The organism is Halolamina sp. C58 (genome assembly GCF_051195095.1).
GTDB lineage: Archaea > Halobacteriota > Halobacteria > Halobacteriales > Haloferacaceae > Halolamina.
The window spans coordinates 22,982-39,946 of the sequence record NZ_JBNTJY010000003.1 but is presented as its reverse complement, the minus strand read 5'-3'; the positions used below and the strand labels follow the sequence as shown (position 1 = coordinate 39,946).

Sequence of the window (16,965 nt, the reverse complement as noted above, 5' to 3'; positions counted from 1 at the left end):
AGCACGGAGCGGAGGGTGGGGCGGCGGGGTTAGGGTCGGTCCGGCACATAGCAAAAAAGAGGGGAGCGTCAGCTGGCTATTCTTCCCACCACCGACCGCGCTCCGGGAAGTGGATATCCGACCACCCGGTCAGCGCGATTGAGCACCGGCCTTCGTACCAGTTCTTGGCTGCCGCCCGGAACCGCACTGTCTGACCTTCACGCACCATCGTCTGCCCGGATTTCTCCCAGCAGGTGAACTTGATTTTCCCGCTGTCATCCGCTATCAGCCCGACTTGCTGAATCGCGCTACTGCTCGGTTCCCAAAGGGTCTGCACAGTTCCTTGAACTGTCACCTCACCGACCGGGACATCCGGCACGTCCGCGATGGGCACGATCGCCCCCGGCGCCGCCTTCAGCTCTTCGAGGGTTTCCAGCACCGCCTTCGTGACGTCCCGCCCGCGCTGCACCTTCTCGGCCAGCTGCTTCGCGACGACCGCCCTCGACCAACCGCCCTGCACTTCGTCGCTGATCCGCATCGCCTGCTTGTTGACCGCCGCGAGTTCCTCTTGCGTCAGTTTCTCTCGGGGATCCGTGCGCTCCGCCGGCGCCGGCTCGTCACGACCACACTGCTCGCTGACGACCTCCCGCGTGCGCTGCTCGCGACCGTCCTGCGTTCCCAGCTCGGCCTGGGCACTGATGCGCTCCAGTTCGGCTTCCCGCGCCCGAATGCGCTCCTCCTGTTCGAGGGTGACACCGTGAATCCGATCCTCGCTCGTGTCCGCGATCCCGTCCGGGTGGTTCGCATCCACCTTCGCCTGCGTCTCCTGCTCGACCGCGGCCTCGAACTCCGGCGTCTCGTCGACGACTGGGAAGCCGTCTTCATCGACCGCCTGACCGCCCGCTTTCTCGAATGCCTGTTCATCGACCGTAACGACCTTTCCGCTAGCGTTGTTACTAGACATTGGAATCGACCTGATTCCGAAGGCGCTCACGCGCCGACTCCGCGATGCTCCTACATCGCGGTTTTCCGACGACAACGACCGACAGAACCATCTGCGCGCTCTCGCTCGCGCCTTCGCGAGCGCCCTACCGGGCGCGAGCGAGAGCGCGCCTGCATGAGGTGGCCCCAACCAGCACCGCGCGCCGACCCGCCCGGAGCGAGCGGCCAGCGCATTCCCCGTTCGCCGCGACGCAACTACGTCCGTCGCGGTCGGCTCTGCCGAGGTCCGCAGGACCCGAACGGGTGAAGCGCTGGCGTCGAGGGCACATACACTTTAGCCCGGAACGGGCGCGGGCGGTGCGGAGAGCGCCCGCATGCCCGGAATGGTCGGTCGCGAGCGACGCGGAGGGCGGAATGCGGCGAGCGGGGCGAGCCGTAAACGCTTGATACTGGAGAAGATTGAGACGTTAGCGCCTGATCAAAGTCTGTTCAGCAAACCCCGATCCCGATTTCTGCTACTCAGGTTGAAATCGATATCCCGCGTAAACTACTATCACACCGAACAGTGCTGTGACGACGGCTTCAGAAGTGATGATTGGGGGGCATGATTCACCAGCAGTACAGACCTGGAGGCTTGCGACAATCGTGCGTAGAATAATAAACGCACCACCAAGTAGCAGTACCCCTCGGGCAACCCTATCGAAATAGGCAAGCCAGCGAGCTGTCTCGACGGTTTTACTGCTCATAGTGTGTCTGAATCACGGGATGACCAAATGTTTTGAGGTAAGGTCTTCGGGGTCGATCAACTGCGTAGTGGTAAGAAAAGCGAGCGACCAGCGGATCGACATCCACTCCGCGGACACGGAGCGTCCGTTCGCTGGTGTCACGACGACACCACGGCGGCACCTTGCGGGTCTGTGCGCTATTCGTTGGGCCCCATCGTGGCCCCCTCGGCGGGGGACCACCGGTGGTCGTCCCACTGGAACCGCACGGGCCGTGCCGTCGGCCTGACCGCGATGTTCGTCGCCTGTTCGAGCAGCGTCCGTGAGGCGACGAGGTCGGCGTGGCCCTCGAAGCCACACGGACACGTCAGCGTCTCGCGATGCCGGCGCGTCCGCTCGCGCTCGCCGCACTCCGGACACGTCTGAGAGGTCCACGCCTCGGAGAGTGAGGCCACCTCGATGCCGTACTCCTCGCAGACGTTCGCGAGTTGATCGAGACACTGCCGATGCGCCCAGAAGGTACGCGCTTTAAGGTTCGCCTCGACCGACCAGTATTCGCCAAGGACGCCGGTGAGGTCGCCGTGATAGATGGTTTCGACGCCATCGCCGTGGAGTCGCTCAACCAGATCACGAAGAAGCGCGTTTACGGCGTGGTCGCGCCGGCGGGACCGCTTCCGATAGAGCCGCTGGATTCGGTTGCTGGTCTGCTGTCCATCCGGCAGCTTCGCTTTGGCGTCGGCGATGCGCTCGGTCGTCTCACGAAACTGCCGGAACGGCTCCTGACCGCTGTACCAGTACTGGTCGCCGGCCGTTGTCGTACACGCCACGAGGACGTTCGCGCCGATATCGAGCGCGGCGACGTCCGTCCCCGTCGGCGTCGCCTGTTCCGCCTCGGAGACGGTCACCGGCTGGTGGGCGCGATAAGTCTCGTCGACGTCATCGTAGGTGAGGTGGAGGCGGCCCTGCTCGCCCTGCCAGTGCGGTTCACCGTGGACGGCAACCCGGAGCCGTTCGAACTGACCGAAGCCGTACTCGTCTTTGAGCTGGCTGCCGATGGGCACTTCGAGCCTGGAGCGCTCGCCCCAGCTGATCGTGTAGGCGTCGTTGCGAATGTAGGTCCGCAGGTCGCGTCCGTCGGCTTGGTTCCCCCAGTAGCCCGGCGGGCTGACCTCCTGGTCGGCGTCCTCGACTGTCTCGAAGAACGACCGCCAGGCGGCATCGTTGACGCGGGTGATCTGCTGGGTCGTCGCCGACCCCAACACGTCGGCGTACTCGTCGTAGTAGTTCTCACAACCCCAGACGCTCTCGCCGGCGAAGACCTGCTGCCGGCGGGCATACGTCAGCTGGTTCCAGAGGCTCGCTGACGCATCGAGGAGCCGTCGAAGAATGGCCTCGTCTTGTTCCGACTGCGGGACGACCTCGAAGGTATTGGTCCGTCTCATCGCTCTGACTCAACCCACATTCGCGACACGTAGCCAAGGTGTTCGATGTCGTCCGCGTAGTCCCGAAGAAGTCCGATCAGGACGATCTCCGGGACGCCGTTCTCAGCCTGTTCAACCAACCACTGTTCCAGTTCGACTTCGGCCTCCTCGATCTCGTTCAGTTCGACCGACATCGATCATCGCGCCTCCATCAGACGGTGCACCTGTCGCTGGCGGGGTAACACATCTTGAATCACCTGTGCTGTGCAGGCACGACCGAACGCGCCTGCACCCTTCGCAGGCGCTCAAAAACACCACCGCACTACTCAGTCAGAATGAGGTATCGAAGAACCGTTGTAACACTTGGCTCGGGGCGATAAGTACAGTGTTCCCACTTCTTGACGGAGACTTTATGCCGCTTTGGACGAGAGAACTTAGCATGGGTAAGACGGTCTCCCGCTTCCCGCGTCCATCGGCCAGTAGCGTCGAACGTTCCCTTGCGGTTCTCTTGGTGGGACTGCTCGGATTATACGCTCTTGGGACACTTATGAGCGACACTATGCCAGCACTCAACATGGCAGGTGTGGTTGCAGTTCAGTTCGCGGTCGTGGTCGCAGTCGCCTTCCCTATCGCTGTGCTCGGAAACGCTCTGTATAGCCGAGTCCGTACTGGAAATGCCAAGCCACGTCGTATCGAAATCTTCAGCTCACTCGTCGCGCTTAGTTGTTTGGGTACTGCCCTTTGGCTCACGATTGGTTCAAGCTCCAGTCTCGTCACGCCGCTGTTAACGATCTCCTATGGCGCATTACTCGTTCTCGCTGGTTTCGTGACTGTCCGATAAGCACGAACTACTTATCGGCTGATTCGGTGATTCCTACGACGAAAATAATCATTTCGTGCGCAATTCTTTGGCACCTTGATCAGAGCCCTCTCAGTCGGGAGTGAGCAGCCACGCCGCGCAACCCCTCGCGCTTACCCGCTGGCGCCGAGGGCACATGCACTTTAGCCCGGAACGGGCGCGGGCGGTGCGGAGAGCGCCCGCACGCCCGGAATGGTCGGTCGCGAGCGACGCGGAGGGCGGCAGCGGCGAGCGGGGCGGGCCGTCACGTACGCACCCGTTCAGCCGGCTACGTCGCTCGGTGGGCCATCAACAGTCCTGGCGGACTCAGAAAGGGCGAGGCCGTCTCGATCGTCCCCCGACCCCGCAAGCACCGCAGGCACGAGGCGCGCAGCGGCGGTCGCGGGACGTCGAGCGACCGAGGGCTTTCATCGATGAGTGGTGAACCGTCTATTACGCTGCATTCGTGCGATTTGCTCTGGACCAACACGGTGTTTGCAGGGGCAAAATGCCACTTCGTCTATCCCCAGTCCAATCCAGACCGTAAAATCACGAAAACGGTCGATATGACCTTTGTAACCCCGGAATATACGTGTTATTGAACGATGCGATTAACGTACTCGAATCATAACCGGGTGATGTCCAGATGAGTGACCTGCTTGATGCCGCCGAGGGCGCTATCGCGCTAGTGTGCGGGGGATTCATTTTCCTCCTGTTCGGAAGCGCTCTGGGTACGACGGGGCTGATCGATCTCAGCTTCTGGGGTATCGTCTACGTCCTCGTCGGTATCGTTGTCCTCGTAACGGCCGCTGCAGCTGCAGCCGGTGCCGTCATCTCGGAGGTTGTATGACACTACGCTCACTTCTCGTCGACCTCGTCTCGACGAATGACCGAAAGGAGGTTCCAGATGAGCAGATCCTGAACGTCCTCCGTGAGAACGACCGTATCGCGATGGGAACGCAGGATATCGCCGATGCAGTAGATATGTCTCGACAGGGCGTCGAGAACCGATTAGACGAGCTCGAACTCGAGAATCGAGTCCAGTCACAGAAAATCGGCAGCGTTCTCGTTTGGGATCTGCATCCAGATGAACGGCGAGACGTAGTTCCGCCTGAAATCGACCGCCTTGTTCACGCCTTTGACCTAATCCGAGACCAGTTTGCAATGACCCGCCGACTGGGAATGTATATCCTCCTCACCGGGTTTGCCCTCATCTTCACGAGCTTGAGTACAGCACTCGCAGCAACGCCGGTCGATCCCTTTGCGGATGTACTGCTCGTGTGGGGATACGCCATCGCAGGTGGTGGTGGAGCAGCGTGGTTCGTCGGGGGTGGAACACAGCTCGCGACGATTGTTACTGAACACGTCGTCTATCGGCGGTTGACTGGAGAATCACTACGTACATGGAAAGAAGCCGATGCTGCAGCATCCAGCCAACGTGGTCAGATCGATGGTCGCCTCATCGTTGGCCTCTTTGTGCTCGTGCTCATCGGCGGCGCACTCGTTGGTGCTGCAAGTGACCTTCAGGCGGGGTTAGCTGCATCTTCTGCGTTTTCGTGGTTCGAAGCGACGGTCGTCGCTGGTCTATTTTTGGTCGCCCTTGTAGCGATGGTACTTGGAATCGAATAAGGGGGAGATGCTGAGCGACCACAAATCCTCGTAAGATGCGTCTCCTTCCGTCCCTATCCCTTACTACGACGAAACCAGGTCCTCGATGAACCGGAACCCGTTCACGAACGTCACCGAGTCACCATACCCCTCACTTGCGAGTACGGTTTCGGCGCCTTCGCCGGCCGCGATGTCGGTCGTGTAGATGTACACCTCGGTCGCCGTCCCCGCGCTGAGGTGTTGGGCAGCTAGGGCGGCGAGGGCAGCGTCGGCGCGTTCGACCTCGTCGGCAGGGCGGTTATCGGCGTTCGCGATGTACCGCTGGACGCCGTCCATCACCCGCGAGACGACCGGCTCGGAGAACTCGAGCGGCGCCGCAACCGTCGCCCATCCCTCGTCGATCGCGGCGTCGATAGGTGGCGCCTCGACGTCGGACTCGTCGACGGTCAGCTCCTCGTACACCCGTTCGGGCAGGACGAAGGTGATGTCGTTCCGGCGAGCGAATCGGCGAACAGCCTGGTAGCAGCTGTTCGAGGGCTGTCCCATCGCGACGAACAGGCCAGTGTCGGCGATGTGGAGCCGGCTCACGCGTCGTCAGCCGCGTCGCCGTCGTCGATATCCAACTCGTCGAGTCCTGCCCCAGCTTCCTCGATGTCGTAGTGCTCGTGGACGACGGGACGGAGCGCCTGGAGGATCATCTCTGCAGCCAGCGGCGAGATGTCGAGGTCCTCCGCCATCAGCCGGTGGGTCACTTCCCCACGCTCCCGAGCAATCGCGTAGGTGAGCGCCGTTGCGAGGCCGGCGACGCCGTGGCGGTCGATGTAGGTGTCGATGTCGGCGTCCGTCTCGCGGCGGCCGACGGCGTCGATCAGCGCCGGCGTGATCGTGTACTCACGGTCGCCCGCGGCGGTCGTTACAGTCAGGTCGATCTCACGGGCGGCGTACCGGCGCGGCTGCTCGTCGTCGGTGACGTCGACGACGCCGGTGTCGACGAGCCGGTTGACGTAGCTGTAGGCGGTTCCCTGTGCGAGGTCGAGGTCGTCCATCACGTCCTGGACGGTCGCTTCCCCCTCCCGAGCGAGATACGCGTACAGCTGAGCCAGCTGTGGCTCCTCAAGGAGATCGGCGACCGAGAGGAAGTCCTGGACGATGTCGCCGTCCGCGCGGTTTGAGGTGCGTGACACGATTCGTTCTTGATTACAGTTTACAGCGAAGCAGTAAAGAGTGTTTGGGTCACTCCGCCGGCGTCGCGACGAGATGCTCCTCGAGATCGCGCGTCCAGTACGTCGCGAGCCCGCCCGGACTACAGCGGGCGCACAGCTGTAACGGGCCTTCCAGGTGCCCCAGTTCGACCCGGAACCGGGTGAGCGCCGCGAGCGTGTCGACGACCAGCCCACAGCCGTCACAGGCGACGTGATCGCGCTCGTCGGGATCCGGCTCCGTCTGGATCGCGCAGTCGATGCAGATCGGGTGGGTGACCTGCTCGTCTTGCCCCCAGGTGTGGGCCTCGCCAGTCTCGGTTCCGGGCGGCGCGTCGCAGAACGCGCAGCCGACGAGGGTCTGCTGCATCACTCGCCCTCCCCGTCGGCGTCGCGGCCGGCCGTCCAGCCACGGTGGAAGACGGCCAGCTGCGTCGTCGAGTCGAACGTGGTGCCGCTCGGCTCGTGAACCAGAACTTGGTCTTCAGGAACCGGAGTGACGATGTCCGCGTCGACGAGGTCGCTGACCAGGCGCTGGGCCGTCGTGTCGTCGATGTCCGCCGTGTCGACGCCGGTGGCGTCGCGGTCTTGGGCGAGCAGTTCTTTCTCGAACTGTTCGTAGTCGCGACTCGTGTCGTCGTGCGGATCGGGACCAGGCATGGTGAGTCACGCAGCGCACGCTGTCGCGCGCTGCACGCCTCCTGGCGCCGACAAACAGTTCATGGCGTACAGATTCGGTACCCCCTCGGATCGCCCGGCCGCCAGGATACACTCACTCGAGGAGTCGGGCGGTGGGTGGCGGCGAGGGAGTGGATCCAGCCCCACCGTTAACCAACACTGTGCCGGTATTGGTCGGGATATTGGTTAAGCCTCGTCCCTACGGCGTTCGGAGCTCTCGAACTGGCTTCACGACGAAGGTGTCTGGCTCGCTGGTTGCTCCTTCACCTGATCGCTCCGCCGACGTCGAGGGCGACCGCGTGAGCTGGGTGATGAGCTCGTCGCGAACGGTTCGTCGAGAGACGGTGGTCTCGTGCCAGCCCAGTCGGTCGTCGAAGCGCCGTTTCTGGAACTGCTCGCCGACGTCGTCGCCGGCGACGTACTGCGTCCGCGTCGACCGCCCGACCTGCCGGGAGACGAAGACGGCGCCCACGGTCTCGTGCGTGAGTTCGACGAGAGCGCACTCCACGAGGGCGACGACCGACGCATGATCCCGGTCGGTCGGAACCGTCATCTCGAGGTCCGCCCACGGCGCCTGACCGTCGGGGGTGGTTGCTGCGCGATCCGCTGCTCGTGTCTTCCTGCGTTGTTCCGAAGCCATCGTCTATCGGGGGCACGTGATGCGCCCCGCCACCCCCTCGTGGGGGCGACAGACCCCACCGAAACGCACCCCGTCAACCTATGCGCTAATTCTGATACGTCCGTAGTTCCGCTACCCCTCTGATGGCCCCTCGGCCTGAGAGAGCCGGCGGCCTTCGCACACTGCATATCGCCTCTTTCATTGGACGAAATCCGCGATATGCAAGGCGGAATAACGGACTCAAATTGCAGAAGAACCTTGTCGGGCCGATTTGAGGGCGTAGAAAGTACCTCGACGAGTTCCGGAATAATGCTTCAACCTCAAAATTGCTCGACGGCAGGGTAACGAAGGTGATTTCAGACGTATCTGGATACCGGGAACCGCTGCTTCACCTATTGTATATCTCTCGAGGTTCTTCGGGTCGCCACCTCGAATCGTGAAATACTCCCTATTCCCACTATTCCGGTCGTGTTAGCCGCTGAAAATTGCTCGACGGGAGTTCAGAAGAACCTGGTTCTAGTCCGTCGGATAATCATCGCCGTACTTACAGGGTCGACTCTACTGAATATTCTCAACTTACTCAACTGGCTTGCTGAATCTAGGGGAGAGATGCAGAATGCCTCCAATATTTGATTCAAATGTCAGACGAGGATAATCGAACGTCAATTAGATGGTCCTTCTGAGAAGTGTCTGGATTACGATTGGGCCTGTGTCTACTCAGTTAAGGGGAGTACGATCCCGAACAGGATGGGGGTAGTGGCGAACAGTAGTAAGCCAATTCCGGCGAGCAGGAGGAATAATGACCCCTCCCATGCCGGCAACGAAATGTAGTTCTCTGAAAGGAACCCGCCGAGTTCACCCACAAACATGAGAGCTAACCCGAGCAGAACGCCCCGCTTGATGAACAACGGATAGTCGATATTCCCGTATCTACCCATATCGGGTCGAATAAATGGGATCTCGATATTTACCTCTTCCGAGGTCGAAAACGATTTTACCGCTAATACGAATGTCGCTACATGACTTCCGGATTATGGGAGATCGGGATCGAAGTTCTCACACTATTCGCATACGTTTTGATTTCCGGGATACTGACCTACATGGGTGTTCTCGCCGAACAATTAGCGGTTGAGACGTTCGCTACCGGCTCTATCCTGCTGGCGATTTGGTTTCTAATGCTGGGCATGGTCGCACTATACGGTGGCGTTGTCGCAGCCGGCCGTGATCTGTTGCTTTCGAAGCTAGTTGACCTGATCACCTGAACAACCCGAAATCTGTCAATTCGGCTCTGAAAGAAGTCTTGGTAGTGAATGGATTATCGGGGGCCAGTGAGGACACACGTGCCACGTTGAGAAATTCCGCAGAACAGCTCCTTAGAAGATGCCCAAAATGAATCCGATCCCCATCACGATGAGGATTATCGCCGTGAACGCTGGCAGGTACTCAGCGTAGGCTTCAAGCCGATCCTCGTACCGCTGGTAGCCAGCTACAAGCAGTAGCGTCACACCGACGAGTGACGTAATGACGGCCAGCGAGTAGAGGAGCATTAGTTCGAGGCAATAGGTTGAGCCGGTACAGATAGCAATGATATCGAACTCCTCGTTGTGCGTGAACCCGAGGGCGAACGCAAGTGCTGCCATCCCGTAGAGCCCGCGATCTGGCGTTTCGTCGAGGTGATCGTGCGAGTGTGAATGGTCGGACTGACCCACAAACGGGACGACCCGCCGTATTCGAGCGATCCACCCCTGATTATCGTCGGTGCCGTGGGTATGATCGTGGCTGTTGTGGGCGTGGTCGTGGCCGTCGTGCTCGTGGTGACCACTGGAGTCGTCATCGTGGTTCGGCGTAGCATGATCGTGCCCATTGAAGTATTGCCAAATTCCGAGGGCAATGAGTAACGCTCCGGCGACGTAGTTCATCCAAGGAATCTGAGTGATGTTGAAATATGAGAGCGCCCAGAAGTATACCACAACCATCGCGATGCTACTGATGAGATGCCCGATCCCGAGAATGAGGCTCGATGCGGCGCCGTAGAACCATTTATTCGGTTTGTCGAGTGCGTAACTCGCCGCAATTGCCCATCCGTGGCCGGGGGCAAGGCCGTGAGTGAGACCGAGGGCACTTGCCCCGAGTGCAAGGCCGATAACTTCGTTTGCCATCTATTCGATAATAGAGTCAGAGTGTTTATACTGGTTGTTATGGCCCGATCCGGGAGTTCGTAATAACGACACTCTTGAGGAGCGCCTTCCATAGCTCAGACATGAGAACGAGTTTGAACATTCCACAAGAGGTTCTCGAGTCGTTCGATACGACGTGGCAAGAGGAAGGATTGGAATCACGCTCCCGGGCCGTTCGCGAAGCGATTCACGAATACATCGAGCGTCACACGGAATTGGAAGAGTTGGAAGGCCCTGTCGTCGCAGCGCTGGCGTTCGATTACGAGCACACACTCGTCATCGGTGAACTCCATACGGTCCAGCACGAGTTCGAGGGGGTCATCAGTACCACACAACACATGCACCACGGGGAGTGGTGTCTCGAGACGCTCTTCTGCCAGGGCTCTGCGGCACGAATCCGAGAGTTGGTATACCGACTCCGAGATTTCGATGCCGTGGGACGTGTAAATGTTATGTTTCTCCAACCAGAATTCTCCACGGAACAGAACGACTGATTCGTCTGCTCCAATCAGTACCCTCTCGATACGATACGTGCCTCTCATGCGGAAGAGGTAGTTGTTTCGTCAGCGTCTTTCCACTCCCCGAGCCCTGCCGGATCCAGGTGGACATGGACATCTGAAACTGATTCGACCTCACGGACGCGCTGGCGAAGGTCTGATTCGAGATCGTGTGCCTCAACCACCGATAGTTCTTGATCAACTTCGGCGTGAAACTCCACTTCAATCATGTGCCCGGAGTAGAAAGTAACAAAATCATGAATACCATGAACAGCAGAGTGTTCCCGGATGCGCTCCTTGATTTTTTCTTGTTCTGATTCCGGGGGAGCGGCATCGGCGAGATACTGAATATTCTCTCGCGAGATATCAACGCCTTGGTGGATAACCAGCAAGCTCACTATGCCGCCTGCAACTGGGTCAAAAATTGGGTAACCAACTGCCATACCCAAGACACCGATAAGGGCCGCACCTGTAGTATAGAGATCATTGAGGCTGTCAGCGGCGAGAGCTCGTAGACTTGGTAACTGGAGTTCTTGATTCTTGTATTGCGTATACCAGTAACAGAGATACATATCACCGAGTGCGAACAGGAGTCCGAGTACGAGCCAAATACTGAACTCGACAGAGACTCCAGTGAGAATCGAGTGACCTGCATCGTACAACAGTTTGAGTCCGAGAAGAACGAGGACACCGCCAACGAAGAGCGCAGAAAGCGGTTCGAACCGATTGTGTCCATGAGGATGTGAGTCGTCAGCATCGTCGAAGGCGGATCGGCCCCAGATCAAGACGACACCGCTCGCGAGAAGGTCAGCAACGGAGTGCGCTGCGTCAGCGGTGAGTGCGAGGCTTCCGGTGAGCAGTCCGAGTGTGCCCTCGACACCGATTTTGAGGGCATTTAATAGCACATTGGCCCAGGAAACTTTGAGAAAGGCCACGCGTGAGCCTGCCATATTATGATAATACTGTTACTTCCCCATAAGAGGCCTCATTAGCTGCGTATAACTTGGTTTTTGATCCAATCTAAACTTTTCACGGTGCGCTGAGAGTCAACGGGCAATCAAGAGACCCTTACATCACTGTGCCTACGTATTCGATAGATAGTTGACTTCAACGTATCCCACCAGAGTCTATTATGACCTTGAACGACTGCACCGCTCTCTCCGAACAGCATAAATATCGATGTATCTGTACCCACAGTAATGGCCGTTCGACTGAGGTAGGTACCCCCGTTCCGCAACCGAGGCTATCCCTCTTCTCGCCTCTGAAGGATAATTTCTATACTCAGTGGGAGGGGACTCTTCTTCGGAAGACTACTCTTTGGTCCCATTCCGTGGGAGGACAGCCATTAAACAGAACGACTAATTGACTGGCGTGACGTCTTCTTTCGATGAAGAATTTCGCTCGGAGCGAAATGGCAGATGCTCCCTCATCATTACTGCCCTTCCTTGCTGTCTTGCTCCTATTGGGTGGACTCCCCGGCACAGTCGCTGCACACGGAACAACTACAGGTGGTCTGTCGCACTGGCACGGTATCGCTCTCTTGGTACTCGGAGCTCTCATTATCGGAGCAGGGATTCTTGCAAAACGTTACGACAAGGGGGCGCTGGAGATGGTCCTCTCGACCGTCTTTGTTGGAATCGTTGTTGCCGCTATCGGTGCAGTGCTGTTCGACGTACACTCTCCGGATCCAGTTTATAGCGCCAGCACGATGCCGTTTCCACGCTCGCTCTATCCATTTATCGGGGCTGCTGTCGGGCTGTCGACTATCGTTGCGAGCTTCTTCTTCGGCTGGTCACGCTGGCCCTATCGTCCGCGATACACCTTCCTCGGCATGCTGATGGGTGGGTGGATTCTTTATCCGTACATCGTTCCCGGATTCGCCAGTAAGAACCCGCTCGGGTACGCACTCGTTCTGGGAACCCCAGTCGCCGTCGGGTACGTGCTCTGGAAAGATGCGGGGGAGGTGCTTCAAGTCATTATGGACGACACCATCGCCCGACGCTTTGGTGTCGGGATAGGCATAGTCACTGGCCTGTTTTTCCTCTCGATTACTGGCTATCTGTCGTTTTTCCCTGAAGAGGGCGTCCCCCAACAGATAGTCATCACGGTGCTCCCGGCACAGTATCAACTCGTCGTGTGGCCGACGTTCGAGATGCTGATCCCGGAAGTCCCCTTCTTCCTCGCACTCTCGCCAGGGGTTGTCGTTATTATCGGAACCCTCAGCGTGCTGGTCGGGATTCAAGCCAGTCTCATAGCCCGGAAATGGCGGGTTGACGAGCAGATCGGTGCCACAATGAGTACGGCCAACACCTCCGCTATCGTCGGTACGTGTACGTGTGGGTGTTGTGGGCCACTGGTCGCAAAGGTCGCAGTCCTCCTTGCCGGCCCTACCGTTGCGGCTCCACTGTACTGGATCTTCGTTGATACCTCGTCGCCACTGAGCGTGATCTTCATCGTCGGGAGCATGCTGCTATTCACGGGTAGTATTCTATACTCCATCGGGTCAGTATACCATCCTGACCGCTCTACAGATATCGCGCCAGTCCAGGCGGATTGACCGCAAGAGTATGATCTTCCCCCTGAAGGCCATATTTTTCGCCCCCGGCGCCGACACACGTGTCAAGTGATCCGCTATGGGGGAAACTCATAATCACGATGAAGAAAATCAAAGCACCCAAAAGCTGGCCATCGTTGCTGGTATCAACCTCGTCGGGTTCGTTGCGGAGCTGGCTGGGGGACTCCTCTTCGGATCGGTGGCACTCATCGGTGACGCGCTGCATATGCTGTTCGACGCAGTCGCGTACGTGCTTGCACTTGGCGCGGTCTACATCGGCCGGCGAACGGAACCGGATGGCCGCTGGACATACGGGCTGAACCGACTCGAGCCCCTCGCAGCCTTTCTAAACGGCGTCCTGTTGGTTCCGATGGTCGGCTATCTCGTCTGGGAGTCGTACCAGCGCTACCTGCATCCAGTCGAGATCGAACCGCTACAAACAGCCGCCTTGGCGGCTGGCGGGTTAGTTCTCAACATCGTCTCCGTCTACGTGATTCAGGGTAGGTCGATGAGTCTCAACGAGCGTGGCGCGTACTATCACCTCCTTGGAGATACCGGTGCATCCGTCGCTGTGATCGTCTCGATGCTGGTCATCCAGTTCACCGGTTCAAAGCTTGCGGACCCGATCACTGCCGTCATCATTGCGGCGATAATTGTCTGGTCCGCTATCGAGTTGATACGTGAGAGTGGGGCAATCTTCCTGCAACGGAGTCCCGTTTCCGTAGACGACGTTCGGCAACGAATCCTCGAAATCGACGGCGTCGCAACCGTCGAAGACGCACACATTTGGGAGTTATCCAGTACCCTTCGTGTTGCGACCGTCCATGTTCGCGATCGTACGACGACGGTCGACGAACGGGATGCACTCAACGAACGAATTTCGACGATTCTCGCCTCAGAGTACGATGCCGACCACGTCACAGTAGATCTCGTGTCCGCTGGCACTGGCGCGGAAAGGCGACGGGAGCACTGAGGAACCGAATTTAATAATTTAGATGCTTTTGATTATCAATCTCTCACATTTGGGTGGGGGTTTTTGACAGTAGACTTGTTAAGCCTGGGCGGCTTATCCTGATACATGACCAGCGGAGGGGACTCACACTCAAACCACGATTATGGTCACGACCACGACCATGATCACGATCACTCTGTGAGCGACCGAACTGGAAACCTCAGTGAAGAGGAGTCTGTCCAATTGACAGTCCCAGAGATGGACTGCCCGTCCTGTGCCGGGAAGGTCGAAACAAGCGTCCGCAAAATCGACGCCGTGGAGGCTGTTGATCCACAGGTGACGACTGGTACGCTTACAGTTGGCTACGAACAGGGGGGGACATCACCGGAGGAGGTAGCCGAACAGGTCGAAAAAGCGGGATACACTGTCGAGTCTGGCGTCGGTGAGAGGACCGAGACGTTCACCGCCCCCGAGATGGACTGCCCGTCCTGTGCCGGAAAGGTCGAGAACGCTATCGAGAGAGTCGACGGAGTCGCCGCTTTCCGGACCCAGCCGACGACCGGAAAGATCACCGTGACGTTCGACCAGTCACGGACTTCGGCCGACAATGTCACGCGTGCGATTGAGAACGCCGGTTACGAGGTTACTGATTCGACTGCCAACGACGGGGACAGCGCTGTCGCCGAGACCGAGAGCGTCTGGCGTAGCACGCGGGCGATCAAGACATGGATCAGTGGGGGGTTCACCCTACTCGGGTTGCTGTTCGAGTTCGTTCTGGGTGGGTTGAACGCCGAACTGCTTGCGACTGGTGAGGTCGTGCTCTCGACCGCAGACGTACTGTTTCTCGCCGCTGTCGTGGCTGGCGGGCAGGAGATCGTCCGGGGTGGTTACTACTCGCTGCGGAACCGGAATCTCGACATCGACCTGCTGATGAGTCTCGCCATCCTCGGGGCCGTGACGGTCAGCCTCGTCTTTGGCGAAGCTCTCTATATGGAGGCGGCGACGCTCGCGTTCCTGTTCAGCGTCGCCGAACTCCTCGAGCGCTACTCGATGGACAAGGCCCGGAACTCTCTGCAGGAGCTGATGGACCTTTCGCCCGACGAGGCGACGGTTCAACGCGACGGGGAGGAAGTGACTGTCCCTGTTGACGAGGTTCGCGTCGGCGATGTAGTGGTCGTCAAGCCCGGCGAGAAAATCCCGCTGGACGGCGAAGTACTCGAGGGGGAAAGCGCAGTCAATCAGGCCCCGATCACCGGTGAGAGCGTTCCTGTTGACAAGACGCCGGGCGATGAAGTGTATGCCGGTACGGTCAACGAACAGGGCTACTTGGAGGTGCAGGTGACCTCCGAGGCCGGCGACAACACGCTCTCTCGCATTATCGAGATGGTGGAGGACGCCCAGTCGAACAAGACCGAACGAGAGCAGTTCGTCGAGCGCTTCGCGGGCTACTACACGCCACTGGTCGTCGTCTTCGCAGTGCTGGTAACGGTCGCGTCGCCCTCGCTGCTCGGTGCGACACAGACCCAAGCGATTGTGTACGGACTGACGCTGCTCGTTCTCGCGTGCCCGTGTGCGTTCGTGATCTCGACGCCGGTCTCGGTCGTCTCGGGCATCACCAGCGGTGCAAAAAACGGCGTCCTGATCAAGGGCGGAAACCACCTCGAAGCGATGGGCGAGGTCGAAGCAGTTGCCCTCGACAAGACGGGGACGCTCACGTTCGGCGAACTCACCGTCACCGACGTGATACCGCTCGGAGAGAACACCGAAGACGATGTCCTCCGGTGTGCGAAGGGGCTCGAAACCAGATCGGAGCACCCCATCGGCGACGCCATCGTCGAGCACGCAGAGACACGGGGTGTCGGTGACCGCAGCGTCTCGGAGTTCGAGAGCATCACCGGGAAGGGCGTCCGAGCCGAACTCGACGGCACCCCCCACTACGCAGGGAAACCTGGACTGTTCGAGGAGCTCGGCTTCGACCTCAACCACGTCCACGCAGCGACCGACGGCGGGATGGTCACACAGAAGAGCCGACAGATGTGCGAGCGGAACGACTGTCTGGACCTGCTGGAGTCCGTCGTCCCCGATCTGCAGTCCGAAGGGAAGACGGTCGTGCTCGTCGGCACCGAAGACGAGATCGAGGGGGCCATCGCCGTCGCCGACGACGTGCGTGAGGAAGCGAAACAGGCCGTTTCCCGCCTCGACGACCTCGGTGTCGAACACGTCGTGATGCTGACCGGGGACAACGAACGAACCGCCCGCGCCATCGCCGAGAAGGTGGGGGTCGATGAGTTCCGTGCCGAACTTCTCCCCGAGGACAAGGTGGAAGCGGTACAGGAACTTGACGAGCAGTACGATGGCGTCGCAATGGTGGGCGACGGGATTAACGACGCCCCCGCACTGGCGATGGCAACCGTCGGCGTCGCCATGGGGGCGGCAGGGACCGACACCGCCATCGAGACCGCCGATATCGCGTTGATGGGCGACGACCTCTCTCGCCTGCCGTACCTCTACGAGCTCTCCCACGACGCGAACAGCGTCATCCGACAGAACATCTGGACCAGTCTCGCCCTGAAGGCCGGTCTCGCACTCGCCGTGCCGTTCGGCCTCGTCCCGATCTGGGCCGCAGTCCTGATCGGCGACGCCGGGATGACCCTTGGCGTCACCGGGAACGCGATGCGACTCTCCCGTATCGATTCCGATATCGGCGAGTAACGGACGTCTGGCTCTCTTCTTCTGGGCGTCCTAATGTTTGAAAGGGGCAATTCGCTTAGCAATCTCC

General features: G+C 59.4%; 19 protein-coding genes. 8 read left to right on the top strand and 11 right to left on the bottom strand.

Annotated features, from left to right (window positions below):
- Positions 1–76 precede the first annotated feature (76 nt).
- From ACQUSM_RS14620 to ACQUSM_RS14610, 3 genes are all read right to left on the bottom strand, one after another.
- Positions 77–943, bottom strand: coding sequence for a DNA-binding protein (locus ACQUSM_RS14620; RefSeq protein WP_435119920.1), 867 nt, complete (start codon positions 941–943; stop codon positions 77–79).
- Between the two features lie 900 nt (positions 944–1,843).
- Entirely contained in the window at positions 1,844–3,085 is a 1,242-nt protein-coding gene (locus ACQUSM_RS14615; RefSeq protein ID WP_435119800.1) for an RNA-guided endonuclease InsQ/TnpB family protein, read from the bottom strand.
- The gene (locus tag ACQUSM_RS14610) at positions 3,082–3,258 is read right to left on the bottom strand and encodes a hypothetical protein (protein ID WP_435119798.1); all 177 of its coding nucleotides are present in this window, start codon (positions 3,256–3,258) and stop codon (positions 3,082–3,084) included. Before ACQUSM_RS14610 ends, ACQUSM_RS14615 begins: the two co-directional genes overlap by 4 nt.
- Before the next feature lie 245 nt (positions 3,259–3,503).
- Between ACQUSM_RS14610 and ACQUSM_RS14605 the strand changes: the two genes are divergently transcribed.
- The 3 genes from ACQUSM_RS14605 to ACQUSM_RS14595 all read left to right on the top strand — a co-directional run bounded on the left by ACQUSM_RS14605 (position 3,504) and on the right by ACQUSM_RS14595 (position 5,531).
- Positions 3,504–3,905 carry a hypothetical protein gene (locus tag ACQUSM_RS14605; protein WP_435119797.1) on the top strand — a complete coding sequence of 134 codons (402 nt, stop codon included), beginning with the start codon at positions 3,504–3,506 and terminating at the stop codon, positions 3,903–3,905.
- A gap of 643 nt (positions 3,906–4,548) precedes the next feature.
- On the top strand, positions 4,549–4,752 hold the full coding sequence (locus tag ACQUSM_RS14600; RefSeq protein ID WP_160140710.1) for a hypothetical protein: 204 nt from the start codon (positions 4,549–4,551) through the stop codon (positions 4,750–4,752).
- The gene (locus ACQUSM_RS14595) at positions 4,749–5,531 is read left to right on the top strand and encodes a winged helix-turn-helix domain-containing protein (RefSeq protein ID WP_435119795.1); all 783 of its coding nucleotides are present in this window, start codon (positions 4,749–4,751) and stop codon (positions 5,529–5,531) included. The genes ACQUSM_RS14600 and ACQUSM_RS14595 overlap by 4 nt, the downstream gene beginning before the upstream one ends.
- Positions 5,532–5,594: 63 nt before the next feature.
- Here the strand turns inward: ACQUSM_RS14595 and ACQUSM_RS14590 are convergent, their stop codons facing one another.
- From ACQUSM_RS14590 to ACQUSM_RS14565, 6 genes are all read right to left on the bottom strand, one after another.
- Positions 5,595–6,098 carry a hypothetical protein gene (locus ACQUSM_RS14590; RefSeq protein WP_435119793.1) on the bottom strand — a complete coding sequence of 168 codons (504 nt, stop codon included), beginning with the start codon at positions 6,096–6,098 and terminating at the stop codon, positions 5,595–5,597.
- On the bottom strand, positions 6,095–6,694 hold the full coding sequence (locus ACQUSM_RS14585) for a DUF7437 domain-containing protein (protein ID WP_435119791.1): 600 nt from the start codon (positions 6,692–6,694) through the stop codon (positions 6,095–6,097). Before ACQUSM_RS14585 ends, ACQUSM_RS14590 begins: the two co-directional genes overlap by 4 nt.
- Positions 6,695–6,743: 49 nt before the next feature.
- Positions 6,744–7,079, bottom strand: a complete 336-nt coding sequence (locus ACQUSM_RS14580) for a DUF7558 family protein (RefSeq protein ID WP_435119789.1) — start codon at positions 7,077–7,079, stop codon at positions 6,744–6,746.
- On the bottom strand, positions 7,079–7,369 hold the full coding sequence (locus ACQUSM_RS14575) for a hypothetical protein (protein WP_435119788.1): 291 nt from the start codon (positions 7,367–7,369) through the stop codon (positions 7,079–7,081). The genes ACQUSM_RS14580 and ACQUSM_RS14575 overlap by 1 nt, the downstream gene beginning before the upstream one ends.
- Before the next feature lie 217 nt (positions 7,370–7,586).
- The gene (locus ACQUSM_RS14570) at positions 7,587–8,027 is read right to left on the bottom strand and encodes a hypothetical protein (protein WP_435119786.1); all 441 of its coding nucleotides are present in this window, start codon (positions 8,025–8,027) and stop codon (positions 7,587–7,589) included.
- 692 nt (positions 8,028–8,719) lie between these two features.
- Positions 8,720–8,944, bottom strand: a complete 225-nt coding sequence (locus ACQUSM_RS14565; RefSeq protein ID WP_435119784.1) for a hypothetical protein — start codon at positions 8,942–8,944, stop codon at positions 8,720–8,722.
- An 81-nt stretch (positions 8,945–9,025) separates the two neighbouring features.
- Between ACQUSM_RS14565 and ACQUSM_RS14560 the strand changes: the two genes are divergently transcribed.
- Complete coding sequence (locus ACQUSM_RS14560; protein WP_435119782.1) at positions 9,026–9,268, top strand: hypothetical protein; 243 nt, start codon at positions 9,026–9,028, stop codon at positions 9,266–9,268.
- Between the two features lie 111 nt (positions 9,269–9,379).
- Here the strand turns inward: ACQUSM_RS14560 and ACQUSM_RS14555 are convergent, their stop codons facing one another.
- Positions 9,380–10,165, bottom strand: a complete 786-nt coding sequence (locus tag ACQUSM_RS14555; RefSeq protein ID WP_435119781.1) for a hypothetical protein — start codon at positions 10,163–10,165, stop codon at positions 9,380–9,382.
- A gap of 101 nt (positions 10,166–10,266) precedes the next feature.
- Between ACQUSM_RS14555 and ACQUSM_RS14550 the strand changes: the two genes are divergently transcribed.
- A complete protein-coding gene (locus ACQUSM_RS14550) occupies positions 10,267–10,677 on the top strand; it encodes a CopG family ribbon-helix-helix protein (protein ID WP_435119779.1) in 411 nt (136 codons plus the stop codon).
- Positions 10,678–10,721: 44 nt separating this feature from the next.
- Here ACQUSM_RS14550 and ACQUSM_RS14545 read toward each other — a convergent pair whose 3' ends face one another.
- Positions 10,722–11,630: a cation diffusion facilitator family transporter gene (locus ACQUSM_RS14545; RefSeq protein ID WP_435119777.1), complete on the bottom strand. Its 909-nt coding sequence runs from the start codon at positions 11,628–11,630 to the stop codon at positions 10,722–10,724.
- A gap of 437 nt (positions 11,631–12,067) precedes the next feature.
- Here ACQUSM_RS14545 and ACQUSM_RS14540 point away from each other — a divergent pair, with 437 nt between their 5' ends.
- From ACQUSM_RS14540 to ACQUSM_RS14530, 3 genes are all read left to right on the top strand, one after another.
- Positions 12,068–13,237 carry a hypothetical protein gene (locus ACQUSM_RS14540; protein WP_435119775.1) on the top strand — a complete coding sequence of 390 codons (1,170 nt, stop codon included), beginning with the start codon at positions 12,068–12,070 and terminating at the stop codon, positions 13,235–13,237.
- A 76-nt stretch (positions 13,238–13,313) separates the two neighbouring features.
- Positions 13,314–14,207: a cation diffusion facilitator family transporter gene (locus ACQUSM_RS14535; protein WP_435119773.1), complete on the top strand. Its 894-nt coding sequence runs from the start codon at positions 13,314–13,316 to the stop codon at positions 14,205–14,207.
- Between the two features lie 105 nt (positions 14,208–14,312).
- Positions 14,313–16,898, top strand: a complete 2,586-nt coding sequence (locus ACQUSM_RS14530; RefSeq protein ID WP_435119771.1) for a heavy metal translocating P-type ATPase — start codon at positions 14,313–14,315, stop codon at positions 16,896–16,898.
- Positions 16,899–16,965 lie beyond the last annotated feature (67 nt).